The organism is Streptomyces chartreusis NRRL 3882 (assembly GCF_900236475.1).
Classification (GTDB): domain Bacteria; phylum Actinomycetota; class Actinomycetes; order Streptomycetales; family Streptomycetaceae; genus Streptomyces; species Streptomyces chartreusis_D.
In genome coordinates, this window is sequence record NZ_LT963352.1 from 776,823 (window position 1) to 794,651 (window position 17,829).

The window sequence follows — 17,829 nt, forward strand, 5'->3', positions numbered from 1 at the left end:
CGCCGTGAACCGCCGCTACTGCGGCCGTCCCACGCCCAGACGCTCCTGGACGAAGGCGTGGAACTCGCCGATGTGATGCTCGCTGGGCACGAGGACGCCGCCCTTGGCGTACAGCCGGGAGCTCATCGCGGGCTGACAGCGCTCGCACGCGTCGAAGTCCTGCCGGTTGACTCGGTCGAAGAGCTCCACCGACCGGCTGACGTCCTTGCCGCTCTCGACGACGTGCTTGAGGTAGAGCCAGTCGCACTCGACGATGGTGCGGTCGGCGGCGACCGGGTACATCCGGTGGAAGATCACGTGGTCGGGCACGAGGTTGATGAACACCTGCGGCCGGACGGTGATCGCGTAGTAACGGCGGTCCTGGTCCTCGGTCACGCCCGGAATGCGGTCGAGGCCTTCGGAGCCGTCGACGGTGAAGCCCTTGATCTCGGAGCCGAACTCCGCGCCGTGTCCCACGTAGTACTGGGCGGCGTACCCGTCGGCGAACTCGGGGAGCACCTCGGTCAGCTCGGGGTGGATCGTCGCGCAGTGGTAGCACTCCATGAAGTTCTCGACGATGAGCTTCCAGTTCGCCTTCACGTCGTAGACGATCCGTGCACCGACTTCGAGGTTGTCGATGTCGTAGTGCTCGATCGACTCCGTGTCGCCCAGGCGTGCGACCACATCCCCCACCACCTCGTCGAAGGGGGGCGGGTCCGCCGCGAGGCACACCCACACATAGCCGAGCCATTCCCGTGTGGCCACTGCTGCCAGGCCGTACTCGGTGCGGCTGACGTCGGGCATCTTGGTGAGGTTGGGTGCCGCGACGAGTTTGCCCGTCAGGTCGTACGTCCAGGCGTGATAGGGACACTGGAAGGCGCGTTTGACCTCGCCGGTCTCCGCCGTGCAGAGCTTGGCGCCGCGGTGCCGGCAGACGTTGAGGAAGGCCCGGACGGAGTTGTCCCGTGCACGGGTGATCAGGATGCTCTCGCGGCCCACCTCGACGGTGCGGAAGGCACCGGGCGCGGCGAGGTCGGCGGAGCGCACGGCGCAGAACCACATCGCCTCGAAGATGTGTTCCTGCTCCTGGGCGAAGATCTCGGGATCCGTGTAGGAGGAGCCGGGGAGGGTGGCGATCAGGCTTTCCGGCAGGCCGGTCGAGGTCACAGTGCACTCCTCGGGGAACGTCGTGGGTCGGGCATGCACGCGCCGGGACGAGCGGCACCGGACGTCGTGGAGCGACGGTGGCTGTGCGAGCGAGGTCTGCGCCCTGTCAGGGCGTCTTGGTCGCGAGTTGCTTGCGCCAGCGCGTGAACAGCTTCGGCTGGTTCATCCCGAGTACGGCGACCGGGTGTCCGGCACGCCGGTAGACGGCCAGGACGTTGCGATCGTCGGCGGTGCCTTCCTCGATCGTCACGCCGTCGGCGCGGGCCGCGTTGCCGGCGAACTGGATCTTCACGCCGTACTGGTCGGACCAGAAGTACGGCGGCCGGGGTATGCCCGGTTCGCACTCGCCCCAGGACAGCAGGGCGGCCACGGCCGCGTCGGGACGTTCCCGGGCGCCGGTCCAGTGCTCGACGCGGCGGTGGGTGCCCGCGCGCGGGTCGTACCAGGAGGCGCAGTCGCCGACCGCCACCACCCCGGCCAGGCTGGTGCGGCCGTCCGCACCGCACTTGACGCCGTCGTCGAGTTCGATGCCGGATCCGGCCAGCCACTCGACGCAGGGACGGGCCCCGACACCCACGACGACGATGTCGGCGGGGATGCTGCGGCCGTCCTCCATCAGGACGGCTTCGACGCGGGTCTCGCCGCTCAGCCCCTTGACGCCCACGCCGCACAACAGCCGTACACCGTGGTCGGCGTGGAGGGCGGAGACGATGCGCCCCATGGCCGCGCCGAGCGGACCGGCCAGTGGTGTGGGCGCCGCCTCGACGATGGTCACGTCGAGGCCGAGAGCGGAGGCGGTGGAGGCGACCTCGGCACCGATGAAGCCGCCGCCGATCACGACCAGGCGCCCGCCCCGGGCCAGTTCGTCCCGCAGGGCGCGGGCGTCGTCCAGGGTGCGCAGGGTGTGCACACCGGCCAGTCCGTCCATGCCGGGCAGGGTCCGGGCGGCGGCGCCGGTGGCGATGACGATGCCGTCGGCCCGCACCTGGCGGCCGTCGGCGAGCCGCACGGCGCGGGGCGTGGTGTCGAGTCCGGCGGCGCGGGCACCGAGCAGCCACTCCACTCGCAGGTCCTCGTCGTCCGGCTCCAGTGCGAGGTCGGCTTCGCCGATGCTGCCGGCGAGGAACTCCTTGGACAGGGGCGGCCTGTCGTAGGGGCGATGGACTTCGTCGCCGATGACGACCAGCCGTCCGTCGTACCCCTGTTTGCGCAACGAGCGCGCCGCGGACAGGCCCGCCAGCGACGCGCCCACCACGGCCACTGTCCTCACGCGACGCCCTCGGCGAGCCGGGCGGCGATGCAGGGGGGCAGGTTCGGGGCTGCCGTGGACAGCCGGACGTAGATCATGCCGTCCTCGACGAGGACCTCGTGCGTGCGCACCGGGAGCTTGGCCGGCGGGGCGTCGACGGCTCCGGTCTTGAGGTTGAACTTCGAGGCGTGCAGCGGGCATTCGACCTCACAGCCCTCCAGCCAGCCGTCGGCGAGCGAGGCGTCCTGGTGGGTGCATGTGTCGTCGATGGCGAAGAGTTCGCCGTCGTCGGTGTGGAACACCGAGACCGGCGGGTCGATGTCGAGCCTGTGGGCCTCGCCTCGGGGCAGATCCACGAGACGGCACGCGGCAATCATCATGACACCTCGGTGCGTATAGCGAAACGGATTGCGGTGAACGCAACGCCAGTTTGAGGGCGCCTTCAAACCCTTGTCAAGGAGTTCGCGGGACACCTGACGCCCTCAATTTCTGTTTCACATCATGAAACGATCTGCATCATGAGAAACGCAGGTCGGAGCGGAGCACCTCGCGGGAGTCACCAGCCGCGGGCGGCCCACTCCTGCAGGTGCGGTGCCTCCGCCTGGACGGTCGTCGTCTCACCGTGTCCGGTGTGGACGACCGTCTCGCCCGGGAGGGTCAGCAGCCGGTCACCGATGGAGCTGATGATCGTGCCGAAGTCGCTGTACGAGCGCCCGGTCGCGCCGGGTCCACCGGCGAACAGCGTGTCACCGCTGAACAGCGCACCCAGCTCGGGCGCGTACAGGCACACCGCCCCCGGAGCGTGTCCCGGCGTGTGGAGGACGCGCAGGCCGATGCCCGCCACCGTGAGTTCGTCACCGTCGGCGAGCGGCCGGTCGGGCCGCCGGCCGGGATGCGCCATCTTCCACAGCACCTGGTCGTCAGGGTGCAGGAGAATCGGCGCGCCCGTGGCCAGAGCGACGTCCGGCGCGGCGCGCACATGGTCGTCGTGGGCGTGGGTGCACACGATGGCCGACAGCCGGCGGTCACCGACGGCCGCCAGGACGGCGTCGGAATCGTGGGCCGCGTCGATGACGACCACCTCGTCGTCGTCACCGATGAGCCAGACGTTGTTGTCGACGTCCCAGGTCCCGCCGTCGAGGCTGAAGGTCCCGCTGGTGACGAGGCGTTCGATGCGCGGTGCGCCGGCCATCACAGCACCACCACCGAGCGCAGCACGTCGCCGCGGTGCATCTTCTCGAACGCCTCCTCCACGTCACCGAGGCCGATGGTCTCGGAGACGAAGGCGTCCAGGTCGAAACGGCCTCCCAGATACAGGTCGATGAGGGCCGGGAAGTCGCGCGAGGGCAGGCAGTCGCCGTACCAGCTGGACTTCAGTGAGCCGCCCCGCCCGAAGACGTCGAGCAGGGGCAGCTCCACCTTCATCTCCGGGGTGGGCACGCCGACCAGCACGACCGTGCCGGCCAGGTCGCGGGCGTAGAAGGCCTGGCGGTACGTCTCGGGGCGGCCGACCGCCTCCACGACGACGTCCGCGCCGAAGCCGCCCGTCAGCTCGCGCACCGCTGCCACGACGTCGCCCTTCGCCCCGTCGACCGTATGGGTGGCCCCCATGGCCATGGCCCGGTCCAGCTTGCGCCGGTCGATGTCGACGGCGATGACCTTGCTCGCTCCGGCCAGCCTCGCCCCCGCCACGGCGGCCATGCCGACGCCGCCGCAGCCGATGACGGCGACGGAGTCGCCCCGGCCGACGGCACCGGTGTTCACGGCCGCGCCGAAGCCCGCCATGACACCGCACCCGAGCAGACCGGCTGCCGCCGCCGGGGCCGCCGGGTCCACCTTGGTGCACTGCCCGGCGGCGACCAGCGTCTTCTCCGCGAACGCGCCGATGCCGAGCGCCGGCGAGAGCGGGGTGCCGTCGAGCAGTGTCATCGGCTGTGTCGCGTTGTGGGTGGCGAAGCAGTACCAGGGCCTGCCCCTGCTGCACGCCCGGCACTGGCCGCACACCGCACGCCAGTTGAGGATGACGAAGTCACCGGGCTCGACGCCGGTGACCCCCTCGCCGACCGCCTCGACGCGACCTGCCGCCTCGTGCCCGAGAAGGAAGGGGAAGTCGTCGTTGATTCCGCCCTCGCGGTAGTGGAGATCGGTATGACAGACGCCGCAGGCCTCGACCTCGACCAGCGCCTCACCCGGTCCGGGGTCGGGGACGACGATCGTTTCGACGGAGACCGGTGCGCCCTTCTTACGGGCGACGACAGCACGAACCTCGTGAGCCATGAGCTGCTCCTCAAGCGGGAAACCCTCGCCAGTGCGTTGCTCCATTCGCGACACGCACCGCTATGCGCAACCGAGCATCCCGGAGGGGCACGCCGAGGGTCAAGGGCCTGGTTCCAAACCGGGCAGTCAGGGCGCGTGCCGGAGTTCGTGGGCTTCGGCGAGGAGGAGGTAGGCGGCGGCGGTCCAGGTGTAGGCGCGGTCGCGCAGGCCGCTGCCGGTGAGGGCGTCGAAGTTCTCCGCGAAGCCGTGCGTCTCGCACAGGGCCCGGAAGCGGGTGCTGATCTCGTCGGCGAGGCGCTGGTGGCCGGCGCGGCGCAGGCCGTCCTCGACGAGGACGGTGGCGGGGGCCCAGATCGGGCCGCGCCAGTAGCCGTCGGCGCGGTAGTGCGGTGAGGTGGGGAGTTCGGTGGCCAGTCCGTACGGGGTCAGGTGCGCCTCGATCCGGGCGGCCAGGGTCTTGGCGACGTTCTCGGGCAGGTGCTCGCCCAGGGCGATGGGCATCAGGTCCAGCAGGCTGGAGCTGCTCCAGGTGTCGCCGCTGCCGGCGCCCCGGGCGACGAACCGCTCCCCCGCCCACAGCTCGTCGAGCATGGCCGCCCGGGTCTGCTCCGCGCTGCGTCTCCACGCGTGGGCGTCGTCGGCGAGACCGAGTTCCGTCGCCAGGGCGGCGAGCTCGTGCAGTTGGAGGGTGAGGAACGCGGCGAGGTCGGCGGTGACGACCACGCGCTCGGGGTCGAAGGTGGTGGCGTTGTCCCAGCCGCTGTCGTTGCCGTGCTGGTAGTGCGGCAGAGCGGCGCCCGGCGCTCGGCGTGCCGTGAGCCAGAAGTCCGTCCAGCGCCGCAACCGGTCGTAGATCTGGGTGAGCTCGGCGTGGTCGAGGGGTTCGGGGAGGCGTCGGCGCAGGCGGCCCAGGGTCCAGCCGTGGATGGGCGGCTTGACGAAGTTGCGGAGGACCTCCGAGTGGGTCACCGAGTCGGGCAGGGCCCCGGTCTCGTCCTGGTGGTCGAAGGGCAGCGCGAACTGGTCCCGGGCCAGCGCGGGATCTCCGGATGCCAGTGCGAGGGCGTTGAAGCAGTGGTCCCAGCTCCAGACCTTGTCCATCCAGTGCTTGGACATCAGCACGGCGGGCCGGGTGACGAGGCCGGCCGGGTCGACCGTCGCCGACCACAGGACGTACGCGGCGAGTCCGGCCGCCGGGGTGCGGGAGGAGCGCCAGGGGGCCACCGCGTCGGCGAAGGCGGTGAAGGCGTGTTCCGCGGCGGTCACGACCTCGCCGAACGCCGTCCGGGCGGTGTAGGGGCGGCGTGCGGTGTCGAGTTCCTCGATGGCGGCCTCCCAGGTTCCCCCGGCGTCCGCGCCGATCGTGAGACCGCGGTCGGCGCTGCCCAGGTCCTGGCCGCCGGTGGCATCGGTCACGGCCCCCGACAGCACGGTGATCCGGTAGCGGCGCCCGGTCTCGTACGAGGTGAACACGTACGCTCCGTCGGCCGGGTCACGGAAGAAGTACGTGCCCGTGAAGGGTGTCAGGGTCCGCGCCACCGCGGTGACGCGCAGGCTGGTGCCCTCCCCGCGCAGGCGTACGGTGTCCTGCGACTCGTAGGCGAGGTCGACGCGCCCGCTCTCGTGGGTCCAGGTCAGCAGACCCGGCGTCGCCGTGATCCGGGTCCCGGCCCGATCGCCGCTCGTGGCGTCGACGGGGACGAGGCGCAGGACCGGGTGCATGCCGTTCTGGTGGGAGACCAGATGGAGGTCCTCGGCGTAGGTGTTCTCGGCCAGGACCGGTGAGATGTCGAACCAGGATCCGCGCGTGCTGAACGGGATGTCGTGGAGGGAGAAGGCCGGGCCGGTCGGGGCGGCGGTCATGACGGGTCACTCGTTTCTTGAGCAGGGAGCACCAGTGGTGTGCCGGAGGTCAGTCCTTCACGGCTCCGGCGGTCACGCCGGCGGCGACGTAGCGCTGGGCGAGGACGAGGATCACCGCGGCGGGCAGCGAGGCCACGACGGCGGTGGCCATGATGGCGTTCCACTCCTGGTTGTTGTTGCCGATGTACTGGTAGATACCGAGGGTGATCGGCTCGTGCGCGCCGCCGTTGGCCAGGGTGCTGGCGAAGACGAAGTCGGACCACGACCAGAGGAACGCGAACAGCGACACCGTGACGACGGCGTTGCGGCTCATGGGCAGCACGATCGACCAGAAGGTCCGCAAGGGGCCGGCCCCGTCCGTCCTCGCCGCCTGGAGGAGCTCCTCCGGGATGCCGGACATGAAGGCGGTGAAGATCAGCACCGCGAACGGCACGGCCAGCGTGGAGTCCGCGACGATCAGTCCGGGCACCGACTGCAGGAGCCCGAGGCTGAGGTAGATGGCGTAGAAGCCCATCGCCATGATGATGCCGGGGATCATCTGGGCGACCAGGAAGAGGAAACTGAGCACGCCGCCGCCGCGCGGGCGCAGTTTGGCGAGGGCGTAGCCGGCGGGGGCGGCCAGGGCCACGGTGAGCACGACGGTGCCCAGGCCGATCACGAGGCTCGTGCCGAGATACGGCAACTGCTGGTCCAGGACGGCTCGGTAGCCTTCCAGGGTGCCGTGCGTGGGGAACAGGTCCGGCGGGCTCTTGCGCATGTCCTGGTCACGGGTGAACGACACGTTGAGCATCCAGTAGACCGGGAAGAGCATGATCCCGGTGAACAGGAGACCCGTGGCCGTCTTCCACCACGTCGTCGTCCGTGCCAGGCGCGGGCCGGGTGTGGTCGTGGGTGTCGTCATGAGGCGTACTGCTTTCGCTGGACCCTGAGGTACACCAGGCCGAAGACCAGCGCGGCGACGACGAGCAGATTGCCGACGGCCGCGCCGGGGCCGAAGGCGGGCAGCAGGTTGCCGAAGCCGAGCCGGTAGGACCAGGTGGCGAAGGTGGTGGACGAGTCCGCCGGGCCGCCCTTGGTCATGATCCAGATGATGTCGAAGACCTTCAGCGTGTAGACGAGCCCCAGGAGCAGGGTGATCGCGGACACCGGCCGCAGGAGCGGGAACGTGATGTGCCAGAAACGTCGCCAGGCGCCCGCGCCGTCGAGAGCGGCGGCCTCGTAGAGGCTGCGGGGGATGGACTGCAGGCCGCTGTGGAGCACGACCAGGTTGAACGGGACGCCGATCCAGATGTTGGCGATGATCACGGAGGTCAGTGACCACGACGGGGAGGTCAGCCAGTTCACCGGGTCGACGCCGACGACGCTCAGGGCCGCGTTGACCACGCCCGAGTCGCTGTTGAGCATCCACGACCAGGTGGAGGCCGACACGATGAGCGGCAGCAGCCACGGCACCAGGAACAGGGCCCGCAGGGTCCCGGAGAGCCGGAAGTTCTGGTTGAAGAAGACCGCGAGGGCCAAACCGATGGCGTACTGGAAGGCCAGGCACACGCCGGTGAACAGCACGGTGTGGGTGAGCGCCGGCCCGAAGGTGGGATCGTCCAGGACGGTGCGGTAGTTCGCCAGGCCGGTGAAGGGCGCGTCGCCCTGGACGAAGGAACGGACGGTGTAGTTGCGCAGGCTCAGATCGAGGTTGCGGTAGAGGGGATAGGCGTAGAAGAGGACGAGGTAGAGGGTGACCGGGGCGAGGAAGGCCCAGGCGGCCCACTGCTGGGAGGTCGGGCGGCGCCGTGGCGCGGGGCGGGCCGGGGGCGGGGCGGCGGCGGCCGCCCCGTTCCGGTCGGGTGCGGGCCGGTGGTCCGGCGGGTGTGTCGTCTGCTTCATCGGAGCCACGTCACTTGACTGCTGACTGCGCCGAAGTGAGAGCGTCCTTGGGGGACTTCGCTCCGCTGAGTGCGGACTGGACCGCCTTCCACATCTGCTCCGAGATCTTCGGGTACTTGGTGCCGAGGTCGTCGCTGGTGCGGCCCTTGGCCGCCTTGACCGCCTCGACCCAGGGCTTCAGCTCGGCGTTCTCCGCGACCTGCTTGTCCTGGACCTCGGCGGTGGGGGCCACGTAGGACAGGGTGGTGTCGGTGGCGTGGAGGTTCTCGGTGCTGGTCAGGCAGGTCACCAGCTTCCGCGTGGTGGCGTAGCGGCCGGTGTCGCCCTGGACGGGGACGGTGACGAACTCGCCGCCGGTCGGGGCTGCCGCGTTGCCCCCGCCGGAGGCCGGGATGGGCAGGACGCCGTAGTCGAACCCGGCCTTCTCGGCGTTGGCCAGTTGCCAGGTGCCGTTCTCGGCGAAGGCGTAGTCGCCGCCGGCGAACTCCTGCCAGCTGGTGGTCTGGGTGTTGTTGATGACCGAGTTGGGGGCGTAGTCCTTCTTCAGCCAGTCGGTCCACAGGGACAGGGCCGAGACGCCCTCGGCGGAGTCCAGTCGGGTGAGCTTCGCGCCCGCGCCCCAGAACCAGGGCAGGAACTGGAAGCTGCCCTCCTCGGTGCCGATCGCGGAGAAGGTGATGCCCTTCTTGCCGGCCTTCTTCACCTTCTCCAGCGCCGCCGTCAGTGACGTCCAGTCCTTGATGGAGGCGACGTCGACGCCCGCGCTCGCGAGGACCTTCTTGTTGTAGTAGAGGGCGAGGGTGTTGGCGCCGATCGGGGTGCCGTACGTCTTCCCGCCGGACTGGCCGGCCGCGAGCAGGTTGGGGTCCACCTTCGAGGTGTCCAGCTTGTTGTCCTCGGTGGTGGTGAGGATCCCGGACTCGGCCAGGGTCGACACCACGGGGTTGTCGACGATGAGCACGTCCGGGGAGTTGTCCTGCTGCGCGGCCAGGAGCACCTTGTTCGTCAGGTCGCTGGTGTCGAAGGCGGTCCGCTTGATCTTCACGCCGGCCTTGGTGCCGCAGTCGTCGAGCAGCTTGGCCCACGCCGAGTCCTTGGCGAACTGGGGGTACGGGTCCCAGATGGTGTAGGTGCCGCTGTCGCTTCCCTTCGCGGACGAACTGCCGCCGGACGAGCAGGCGGTGGTGCCGGTCGCGAGGGCGACGACGGTCAGGGTCGCGGCGGTGAGCCGCCGTCGGGTGAGTCTGTTCATGGCACGTTCCTTTGTGATGTCGGCACGTCGAGGCAAGGGCATGCCGAGGAAGCAGGTGCGAACGACCGGGCGGGGCCGGTGAGGGAGCGGTGTGGTGGGCGCGGGGGGAGGGTGAGAACCGTGAGTGTCAGACCGGCGAGCCGCAGCCGGGGTCCGTCGCGGCGTGCGCGGGCCCGGTGCTGGTGCGCAGGGAGATGGGCGGCTTCAGCAAGTGGTGGCGGGGTGCCGCCTCGGGCTGGTCGAGCCGCTCGACCAGCAGTTCGACGGCCAGGCGCCCCATCTGCTCCGCCGGTACGTCGGCCGCGGTGAGCTGCGGGGTCACCGTCTCCGCCCACCGGCCGGCCACGACCCCGGTGACGGAGAAGTCACGCGGTACGTGGCGGCCCGCCGCCGCCAGGCCCCGGTAGAGACCGCCCAGCGCGGCCTCGTTCAGGGTGACCAGTCCCGTGGTGGCCGGGTCGTCGTGCAGGATCCGCTCCAGGCACGCCTGGCCCGAGGGAGCGTCGTCGCCGCAGCAGTACGTGCGCACGGTCAGCCCGCGCTCGGCCGCGGCCTTGGTGAAGCCGTCCAGTCCGCGGTGCGCCGACTCGTACCCGGCCCGCAGCAGGTGCTCGGGCCGGTTCACGAAGGCGATCCTGCGATGGCCCAGGTCGGCGAGGTGGTGGACGCACGCCTCGACCAGCGCGGTGTGGTCCAGGCCGACCCACCAGTCGCCGTCCGGCTGCGCGGTACGGCCGATGCAGACGGCGGGGAAGTTCTCGGCGACGAGGTGGTCGACACGGTCGTCCTGGAGCCTGATCTCCATCAGGATCGCGCCGTCCACCCGCCGCTCGGCCAGCAGCCGCTGGAACGAACGGTCGCTGTCCACACCGCTCGGGGACAGCAGCACGTCGTAGTCGTAGGACGCCGCCGCCTCCACCACGCTGCCGATGAAGTCGAGCTGCATGCCGGTGTAATGGTTTCCGGCCGGCGGGAAGACGAGACCGAGGGTGCTGGTCCGGCCGTTGGCCAGGGCGCGGGCGCTCGCGTTGGGCCGGTAGCCCAGTTCGTCGATGACCCGCTGGATCTTGCGGCGGGTCTCCTCCGACACCGAGCGCTTGCCGCTCAACGCGTACGAGACGGTGCTCCGCGAGACACCGGCCCGCTTGGCGATCTCCCCGATGTTCACGGCGCTCCTTCGTCGAACCGGTTCGAGCGCGAGCCAGTCGTCGAACCGGTTCGCGTGAAGGGAAGGTAGGAGTGAGCCGAAGCGGGTGTCAATACCTCGCGCATCCTCCCCGAAACATGGCGGCCGATCCGTGTCAGGGGTATTGCTGGCCCGTTTCCGGCGGTGCTAGCTTCCGCCGAACCGGTTCGACAGAGCCGCCCGCAACCGTCATGCCCCCCGGCTGGGCCGCGCAGTTCCAGGCCCGCACGGCCCGACGACGATCGAACCGGTTCGCGCCATCGGACGGGACCGGATCACCCCACGGAGACCTCAGTGCGACGCAGAAGCAGAAAAAGAACAGCAAGCGCCGGCGCCACGGCCGTGGCGGCCCTCGCCGCCCTGCTCGCCGTACCCGCCGGCACGGCCGGCGCGGCGGAACGGGAGCGCCTCACGATCGACCTCGGCACCGACACCGGCGCCTTCCACGGCGGTGCCTCCGGATCGCTCTACGGGATCTACGGTGACGGCGTGCCGAGCCGCAACGTCCTGGAGGGCATGCACGTCCGTACGGTGTCGACGAAGGCCCAGGACGGTCCGCAGCACCCGGGAGCGGACGCGCTGGAGGTCCTGCCGCCGTTCGTGGACTCGGGCGGCAAGGACGTCTACATCTACATGACCGACATCTACCGCGGCTTCCCGTACCAGTGGCCGGGTGCCAACGGCCCGGAGCGGCTCGCGGACTTCAAGGAGAAGATCAAGAAGCAGGTCCAGCAGGTCCTGACGATGGGCAGGTACAAGGACCACGTCGTCTACGTGCCCTTCAACGAGCCCGAAGGGAACATGTTCGGCACCGGCGAGTGGAGTTACGACAAGGTCTCGTGGCTGAACGACCCGCGGCACTACTTCGCGGCCTGGAAGGAGGTCTACCACCTCATCAAGGGCCTCGACCCGGACGCCCGCATCGCCGGCCCCAACACCAGCGTCCTCTACAACCAGGTCAAGGGCTTCCTGCAGTACGCCAAGGCCCACGACGTGGTGCCGGACGTGATGACCTGGCACGAGTTGTCGTCGCCCGCCGCGGTCCGCACGAACGTGGCGAAGTACCGGCAGATGGAGAAGGAGGTCGGTGTCGGGCCGCTGCCGATCAACGTCAACGAGTACGGCCACAACTACCACCTCTCCGTACCCGGGCAGGTCGTCCAGTGGGTCTCCGCCATCGAGGAGTCGAAGATCGACGCCGACCTGGCGTACTGGAACATCGACGGCAACCTCAACGACTCGGCCGTGGAGGCCAACAAGGGCAACGGACAGTGGTGGCTGTTCAACGCCTACGGGCAGATGTCCGGCCACACCGTGGAGGTGAGCGCCCCGCACCCCAACCAGCAGTACACCCTCCAGGGTGTCGCCACCCTCGACGAGGACAAGAAGCAGTCCCGCGTCCTCTTCGGCGGCAAGAGCGGTGACGCGGACGTGGTCTTCGAGAACATCGACCCGAAGCTGTTCGGGAAGACCGTGCACGCCACCGTGCAGGAGATTCCCTGGACCGGTCAGGTCGGCGACTCCGCGCAGCCGCTGCGGCTCGCGGACCGGGAGCTGACGGTCGGCGCGGACGGCTCGGTGACACTGCCGATGACCGGCATGAACGAGATGTCCGCCTACCAGGTCATCCTCTCCCCCGGCGGCGACGGCGGGAAGCCCGCCGAACCCTCCGTCGGCTGGCGCAAGACGTACGAGGCGGAGAACGCGACCTACACCGGCGGCGGCTACTCCAGGAACGGCCCCGAGGGATCGCCCTCCCAGGTCGGGAAGTTCGCCACGTCGGGCGCCTACAACGTGGGCGGCCTGCGCACCGGCTCCGACGGAGTGCTCTCCTTCGACGTCGAGGTCCCGAAGGACGGCACGTACGACCTGAGCGTCTTCGCCAACTCGTACAACCTGTACGACCTGGTGAAGGAGCAAGGTCCGACCAACGTCTTCCTGCGTGTCGACGGCGAGGATCCGCAGGAGCTGCGACTGCCGCTCGGCTACAAGTGGGTGGTCTGGGGCCACACCGACACCACGGTGAAGCTCACGGCGGGCAAGCACCGGCTCACCCTCGCCGCGAAGGACGCCGACCTCGGCGTCACCAAGGGCGACGCCATCATCGACAAGATCGACCTCGCCCTGCGCGACGAGAACGTGACCGCCCCGGCGGTCTACGAGGCCGAGTACGCCACCCTCTCCGGAGCCCGGCCCGGCTACACCCACCCCGGTGCGTCCGGTCCCGGTGCCGTGCCGCTGGCCAAGGGGGACTCCGCGGCCTTCTGGGTCCACTCCCCCACCGACGGCGAAGCGACCGTCCTGTTCGACCACCTCGGCGGCGGCCGGGCGAAGGTGAGCCTCAACGGCGAGGAGCTCGACATCCCCAAGGTCGGCGGGACCAAGAAGGGCACGGACCAGATCCGGGTCTTCCTGTCCGGCGGCATCAACAAGATCACCGTCACCGGTGCCTCGCGCGCACTGCTCCTCGACCGGCTGCGGGTCGCTCCTTCCCACGGCAACCTCGTGACGAAGGTGTACCAGGCGGAGGACGGCACGCCGACCGGTGCGGCCAAGGTGACCGACACCTACACCTTCGCGGCGAACGGCAAGGCCGTCACCGGCATCGGCGACGGCAAGGCCAACGCCCTCACCGTCGACGTCGTCGCCCAGCGGCCCGGACGGCACGCGCTGACCATCCGCTACTCCAACGCCGAGCAGGCCCCGGCCACCCACTACAACCCCGACCCGATCGCCCGCCACGCCGACCTCTCCGTCAACGGCGGACCGGCGCGCCGGGTGCTGTTCCCGACCACCTTCCACTTCAACAACTTCTGGGACCTGACCGTCCCGGTCACCCTGAAGAAGGGCACGAACCGGCTCACCTTCACGGCCGAGGAACTCCCCGACTTCAACGGCGACACCTACAACCAGTACGACCAGCGGTCCCCGTACGCGCCCGTCATCGACCAGATCGGCGTCACACCGCTCACACAGAAGTAGCCCACGGACGGCCCCGGGGCGTACCGGTGACTCACCGGTACGCCCCGGGGCACCCGTCCGCAACACGGTGCACCACGCCACGTGGACCGAGACGAACAACCTCCTCGACGCAACCACCCCGGACGGCCGACGCAACTGCCCTGCACGGCCGACGCGCCGCCGCACGCGGCGGCTACCGCCTCGCCGCTTCCCCGAAGATCCCCGGCACGGTCACCGCGATCAACGTCCGGGCACTGGGCGGCGCGATCCCCGAGGGCGTCGACGAGGAGGCCACGGCCTTTTCCCGCACTGGCGCCGCGTGCGGAAGCGAGGCCGAGTGCCGGCGCCTCACCGAGCTCAAGGCGGCCAGGGACCCGCGCAACCTGTTCCGCCACAACAAGAACATCGCCCCGAGCCAACTGCGGTGAGGCGCCCCGCGCCCACCACATCGAGGCCGGTTTCCGAGCCGGAACAGCCGCGGCCTTGCCCCCTCCTCTGCCCTCTCTCCAACGTCGGCCCGGGGCAAGGCCGTTTGCCAACAGCCGCTGTTTATTTCCTCAACCGCAAGGCCCCCTTTGCATAGTGCTCATCAAGGGCGACCAGAAGAAGCTGCGCAGTCAGGTCAAGGTTATTCCTCGGTCAGGTCCTGATCACGCAAAAAGCATGGCCATGACACTCACCTGGTGCGAGGGTCCTTCTCGCCCAAATGATCTACCGATGGAGACGAGATGAGACGCATCCGCTTCAAGAAGAAGTTGGCCGCCTGCGCCACGTCATTCGCGGCAGTGGCGGCCGTGATGGCGACCGCCGGTCCGGCGAACGCGGCCGAGTACACGGTCACGGACAACTGTGACGTTCCGTGGATCACCTGCTCGTACGGTGACCTGTGGCTGTTCTACAACTCGAAGGACATCGCCGTCCAGGACGGCTACTACAAGTCGGCCTTCACGACATTCTACGGCAACGTGTCCGACCACTGGGGTACCAGCCAGTACCAGGGATCGTCACTGACGACCTACCGGTACGTATTCGGCAACGGCGGCTACGGCAACGGCCAGTACATGAAGAACAATGCGGCGTCCGTGCAGAACTGCGCCCCGGATGACAACTACCGCGTGTATTACAACTCCGGCTACGGCGGCACCTCTCAGTACTTCGCGAAGAACGGCCCCTACGGCGACTGCAACATCACCGACCTGATCTCCGCTCTGAAGAACAACAACGCATCCTCCCACTTCGCATAAGAAGGAACCCCCGTGCAGCACATCAAGCAGACAGCCGCCGCCGTGGCCTTGGCCGCCTCAGCTCTCCTGGTCAGTGCCTGCTCCTCCGGCACGACATCGGACGCCACGAAGAACGCGGCCGACGGAAGACCGATCGTGAACAAGGAGAACTGGCCCAAGAGAATCCCCACCAGCGGCCTGACCAAGGACCTGAGCCTTCCGCTGGAGGCGTACATGGCCTCCTACGAGGAGCAGGTCACCGTCGAGCAGGCCGCCAACGATCTACAGCAGTCCTGTATGAAGGATTACGGCATCGACCTGACGCTGCCGCGAGCGGGCGCCAACCCGCCTCCCAGTGACAACGACGCCAACATCGAACGCCGTTACGGCATCACCGACCGGGCCGAGGCCGAGAAGTACGGCTATGAGCTCCCGCCGGCACTGCAGGAGCACACCGAGCAGGCCATGCCTGATCTGTCCGAGGTCGAGGTCGAGGTCCTGACCGGCCATACCAAGCCCGAACCGCCCAAGGCCCCCACGGGAGTCAGGACGGGAGAACGGCTCGCAGCTCCCGGCCAGGGCGTGAAGCCCGCTCGGGCGGAGTACAACGGAAAGAAGTTGAAGACGGGCGGCTGCGTCGGCTGGTCCAAGGAGCAACTCGGCCTGAAGGAAGTCGGCCCCACCTTCGTGGCGCAGCTCGCCGGGGACAGCCTGATGCAGTCGATGAAGGACGACAAGGTCATCAAGGCGACGGCCGCGTGGTCTTCGTGCATGGACGGCAAGGGACACAAGGGACTTGCCGATCCGTACAAGGCGATGGATCAGGGCGTCACGAATGATGGGAAGCCGTCGCGGGAGTCCATCGCTCTGGCGGTCGACGACATCGACTGCAAGAAGCAGACGGACCTGGTGAAGATCTGGTTCGGTGTGGAGTCTGCGATCCAGGACAAGCAGATCGCCGACAACAAGAGCCGGCTGACCGGCATCAAGGAGCAGCACGGCAAGGAAGTCGCCGCCGCGCGCAAGCAGATGGCGGCATCCGACCAGTGAGGACTGGTGCAGTGGTGCCCGGACCGTGCATGACCCGGGCACTGTGGCTGATGGCGGCGTGTGTGCTGGCCGCCGGGTGTACGGACGGCACCGCCGACAGGGTCCCCGCATCGCAGCGGCCGGCGACTCCGAGCGCGCAGCAGAGCAGTCCGCAAGTGCGTCCATCGCCCGTGGCTTCGGTGCACTCCGAAGGCCGTACGCGTGTCCTGGAGTACGGAGACCTGACCGTGCGTGCCACACCGGAAAGCAGTGGTGTGCGTACCGAGATCGAGGTGGCCAACACCTACCAGCGGCATGCGACGTATTCCGTCCGGATCAGCATCGCCGACGGTAAGGGCTGGACCGCGTACAACCGGTTCTGGCTTCAGGACGTCCCTCCGGGAAAAACCGGGCGGGATGACGCGGTGATCGGCTCGAGAGACATGGGTCCGGTTCCGCAGGTGCCGAAGATCTACGTCGATGAGTTCACTCCCCTCGTCGACCGGAAGTAGCAGAGGAGAACCCCTTGCCGTGCACGCAAGGGGCCTCGATGAGGCCGACGGGCTCCTCGGACGCCGGCACCTCCGAGCAGTTCGCCTGACTCGCACCCAAGGCGCTCATGATGAGCGAGCGCCGTACCGCAGCTTCGGTGGCGGCCACCGCCGCCACCGCGGCTTCACCGACCGGACAGCAGATCACATGAACGTGAAGAAGCCTGTGGTCGTCGCGATCGCCATCGCCGCAGCGACCCTCATGACCGCGTGCAGCGGCAACAGCACCAGCGCCCGGAACACCTCGGCCGACAAGCCGATCGTCAACAAGGACAACTGGCCCGCACAGGTCCCCCGGCAAGGACTGGCCAGGAACATGGTGCTTCCCCTGGAGAAGTACATGCTCTCCTACGCCGACCGGGTCACCCTCGACCAGGCCACCACCGACCTCCAGCAGAAGTGCATGGCCGGCTACGGCTTCCACGTGACCCTGCCCGAGCCCGGAGCCAATCCGCCGCCCAGCACCGACGACGCCGATATGGAACGCCGCTACGGCATCACCGACCCGAACGATGCCGCGAAGTACGGCTATGAGCTGGCACCGAAGTTCCGGGGCCACACGAGCCAGAGCGTCCCCGACCTCCCCGGCGTGCAAGTGGAGGTACTGACCGGGCACACCAAGCCGGTCATCGCCCACCCCAAGGACGGCAAGAGCGGCTTCTACGTCACTCCCAACAGCGTCAAGCCGGCACGCACGTCCTACAACGGCAAGGCGCTGAAGAAGGGCGGCTGTGTCGGCTGGAGCAAGGAACAGATCAAACTCGACGACTCCGACGCACTGTTCGTCTCCCAACTCGCCGGGAAGAGCCTGACCGGTTCGCAGCGGGACGGGGGCGTGAAGAAGGCGATCCGCGCCTGGTCGTCCTGCATGGACGCCAAAGGCCACAAGAACCTGGCCGACCCGTACGAGGCGATGGCTCAGGGCGTCACCGACGGCCGCGCCTCGAAGAGCCGGGACAGCGTCAAGCTGGCTGTCGACGACGTGGCGTGCAAGCAGCGGACCAACCTGGTGAGGATCTGGTTCGACGCCGAGAGCAAGATCGAGAACAAGCAGATCGCCGACAACAAGGCCGAGCTGGAGGCGATCGCCTCACGCCACGGCAAGGCGCTGTCAGTGGCCCGGGCCCAGCAGGCCGCATGAGCGGTGCGGGGCGTGGCGGAGCCGCAACGTCCTCACCCCTGATGTCGAAGGGGCGGGGAGCCCGTGACGG

At 68.9% G+C, this 17,829-nt stretch carries 16 protein-coding genes; 6 read left to right on the plus strand and 10 right to left on the minus strand.

The genetic code is table 11. The features are described 5' to 3' along the window. Positions 1-15 precede the first annotated feature (15 nt). The 10 genes from SCNRRL3882_RS03560 to SCNRRL3882_RS03605 form a co-directional block, all read right to left on the minus strand. Positions 16-1,146, minus strand: coding sequence for an aromatic ring-hydroxylating oxygenase subunit alpha (locus SCNRRL3882_RS03560; protein ID WP_010043818.1), 1,131 nt, complete (start codon positions 1,144-1,146; stop codon positions 16-18). Positions 1,147-1,252: 106 nt separating this feature from the next. Beyond that, positions 1,253-2,416, minus strand: coding sequence for an NAD(P)/FAD-dependent oxidoreductase (locus SCNRRL3882_RS03565; protein WP_029181447.1), 1,164 nt, complete (start codon positions 2,414-2,416; stop codon positions 1,253-1,255). After that, on the minus strand, positions 2,413-2,775 hold the full coding sequence (locus tag SCNRRL3882_RS03570) for a bifunctional 3-phenylpropionate/cinnamic acid dioxygenase ferredoxin subunit (RefSeq protein WP_029181446.1): 363 nt from the start codon (positions 2,773-2,775) through the stop codon (positions 2,413-2,415). Before SCNRRL3882_RS03570 ends, SCNRRL3882_RS03565 begins: the two co-directional genes overlap by 4 nt. A 176-nt stretch (positions 2,776-2,951) precedes the next feature. Further along, positions 2,952-3,587 (minus strand): MBL fold metallo-hydrolase, encoded by a 636-nt coding sequence (locus SCNRRL3882_RS03575; protein ID WP_010043811.1) that lies wholly within the window; start codon positions 3,585-3,587, stop codon positions 2,952-2,954. Continuing rightward, positions 3,587-4,672, minus strand: a complete 1,086-nt coding sequence (locus tag SCNRRL3882_RS03580; protein WP_010043810.1) for an S-(hydroxymethyl)mycothiol dehydrogenase — start codon at positions 4,670-4,672, stop codon at positions 3,587-3,589. The genes SCNRRL3882_RS03575 and SCNRRL3882_RS03580 overlap by 1 nt, the downstream gene beginning before the upstream one ends. Positions 4,673-4,798: 126 nt before the next feature. After that, positions 4,799-6,535, minus strand: coding sequence for an amylo-alpha-1,6-glucosidase (locus tag SCNRRL3882_RS03585; protein WP_010043808.1), 1,737 nt, complete (start codon positions 6,533-6,535; stop codon positions 4,799-4,801). Positions 6,536-6,584: 49 nt separating this feature from the next. Then, complete coding sequence (locus SCNRRL3882_RS03590) at positions 6,585-7,436, minus strand: carbohydrate ABC transporter permease (protein ID WP_010043806.1); 852 nt, start codon at positions 7,434-7,436, stop codon at positions 6,585-6,587. Next, positions 7,433-8,416, minus strand: coding sequence for a carbohydrate ABC transporter permease (locus SCNRRL3882_RS03595; protein WP_010043804.1), 984 nt, complete (start codon positions 8,414-8,416; stop codon positions 7,433-7,435). Before SCNRRL3882_RS03595 ends, SCNRRL3882_RS03590 begins: the two co-directional genes overlap by 4 nt. Positions 8,417-8,426: 10 nt before the next feature. Next, positions 8,427-9,668 carry a sugar ABC transporter substrate-binding protein gene (locus SCNRRL3882_RS03600; protein ID WP_010043802.1) on the minus strand — a complete coding sequence of 414 codons (1,242 nt, stop codon included), beginning with the start codon at positions 9,666-9,668 and terminating at the stop codon, positions 8,427-8,429. A gap of 127 nt (positions 9,669-9,795) precedes the next feature. Next, the gene (locus SCNRRL3882_RS03605; RefSeq protein ID WP_010043799.1) at positions 9,796-10,836 is read right to left on the minus strand and encodes a LacI family DNA-binding transcriptional regulator; all 1,041 of its coding nucleotides are present in this window, start codon (positions 10,834-10,836) and stop codon (positions 9,796-9,798) included. A gap of 360 nt (positions 10,837-11,196) precedes the next feature. On the opposite strand from SCNRRL3882_RS03605, the gene SCNRRL3882_RS03610 reads away from it, so the two are divergent. From SCNRRL3882_RS03610 to SCNRRL3882_RS03630, 6 genes are all read left to right on the plus strand, one after another. Continuing rightward, positions 11,197-13,836 carry a hypothetical protein gene (locus tag SCNRRL3882_RS03610; protein ID WP_010043796.1) on the plus strand — a complete coding sequence of 880 codons (2,640 nt, stop codon included), beginning with the start codon at positions 11,197-11,199 and terminating at the stop codon, positions 13,834-13,836. Between the two features lie 26 nt (positions 13,837-13,862). Beyond that, positions 13,863-14,243 (plus strand): BBE domain-containing protein, encoded by a 381-nt coding sequence (locus tag SCNRRL3882_RS40675; RefSeq protein WP_158688441.1) that lies wholly within the window; start codon positions 13,863-13,865, stop codon positions 14,241-14,243. Positions 14,244-14,543: 300 nt separating this feature from the next. Continuing rightward, complete coding sequence (locus SCNRRL3882_RS03615) at positions 14,544-15,059, plus strand: hypothetical protein (protein WP_010043787.1); 516 nt, start codon at positions 14,544-14,546, stop codon at positions 15,057-15,059. 12 nt (positions 15,060-15,071) lie between these two features. Continuing rightward, entirely contained in the window at positions 15,072-16,088 is a 1,017-nt protein-coding gene (locus SCNRRL3882_RS03620) for a hypothetical protein (RefSeq protein WP_010043785.1), read from the plus strand. A 29-nt stretch (positions 16,089-16,117) separates the two neighbouring features. Then, positions 16,118-16,579 (plus strand): hypothetical protein, encoded by a 462-nt coding sequence (locus SCNRRL3882_RS40680; RefSeq protein WP_158688440.1) that lies wholly within the window; start codon positions 16,118-16,120, stop codon positions 16,577-16,579. Between the two features lie 187 nt (positions 16,580-16,766). Next, the gene (locus SCNRRL3882_RS03630) at positions 16,767-17,759 is read left to right on the plus strand and encodes a hypothetical protein (protein ID WP_040903620.1); all 993 of its coding nucleotides are present in this window, start codon (positions 16,767-16,769) and stop codon (positions 17,757-17,759) included. Positions 17,760-17,829 lie beyond the last annotated feature (70 nt).

What these genes read in the sequence shown, in the direction of transcription:
- SCNRRL3882_RS03570 (WP_029181446.1), bottom strand. Translation starts at nt 2,775, where the DNA reads ATGATGATTGCCGCGTGCCGTCTCGTGGATCTGCCCCGAGGCGAGGCC.
- SCNRRL3882_RS03575 (WP_010043811.1), bottom strand. Translation starts at nt 3,587, where the DNA reads ATGGCCGGCGCACCGCGCATCGAACGCCTCGTCACCAGCGGGACCTTC.
- SCNRRL3882_RS03580 (WP_010043810.1), bottom strand. Translation starts at nt 4,672, where the DNA reads ATGGCTCACGAGGTTCGTGCTGTCGTCGCCCGTAAGAAGGGCGCACCG.
- SCNRRL3882_RS03585 (WP_010043808.1), bottom strand. Translation starts at nt 6,535, where the DNA reads ATGACCGCCGCCCCGACCGGCCCGGCCTTCTCCCTCCACGACATCCCG.
- SCNRRL3882_RS03590 (WP_010043806.1), bottom strand. Translation starts at nt 7,436, where the DNA reads ATGACGACACCCACGACCACACCCGGCCCGCGCCTGGCACGGACGACG.
- SCNRRL3882_RS03595 (WP_010043804.1), bottom strand. Translation starts at nt 8,416, where the DNA reads ATGAAGCAGACGACACACCCGCCGGACCACCGGCCCGCACCCGACCGG.
- SCNRRL3882_RS03600 (WP_010043802.1), bottom strand. Translation starts at nt 9,668, where the DNA reads ATGAACAGACTCACCCGACGGCGGCTCACCGCCGCGACCCTGACCGTC.
- SCNRRL3882_RS03615 (WP_010043787.1), top strand. Translation starts at nt 14,544, where the DNA reads ATGAGACGCATCCGCTTCAAGAAGAAGTTGGCCGCCTGCGCCACGTCA.
- SCNRRL3882_RS40680 (WP_158688440.1), top strand. Translation starts at nt 16,118, where the DNA reads ATGACCCGGGCACTGTGGCTGATGGCGGCGTGTGTGCTGGCCGCCGGG.
- SCNRRL3882_RS03630 (WP_040903620.1), top strand. Translation starts at nt 16,767, where the DNA reads ATGAACGTGAAGAAGCCTGTGGTCGTCGCGATCGCCATCGCCGCAGCG.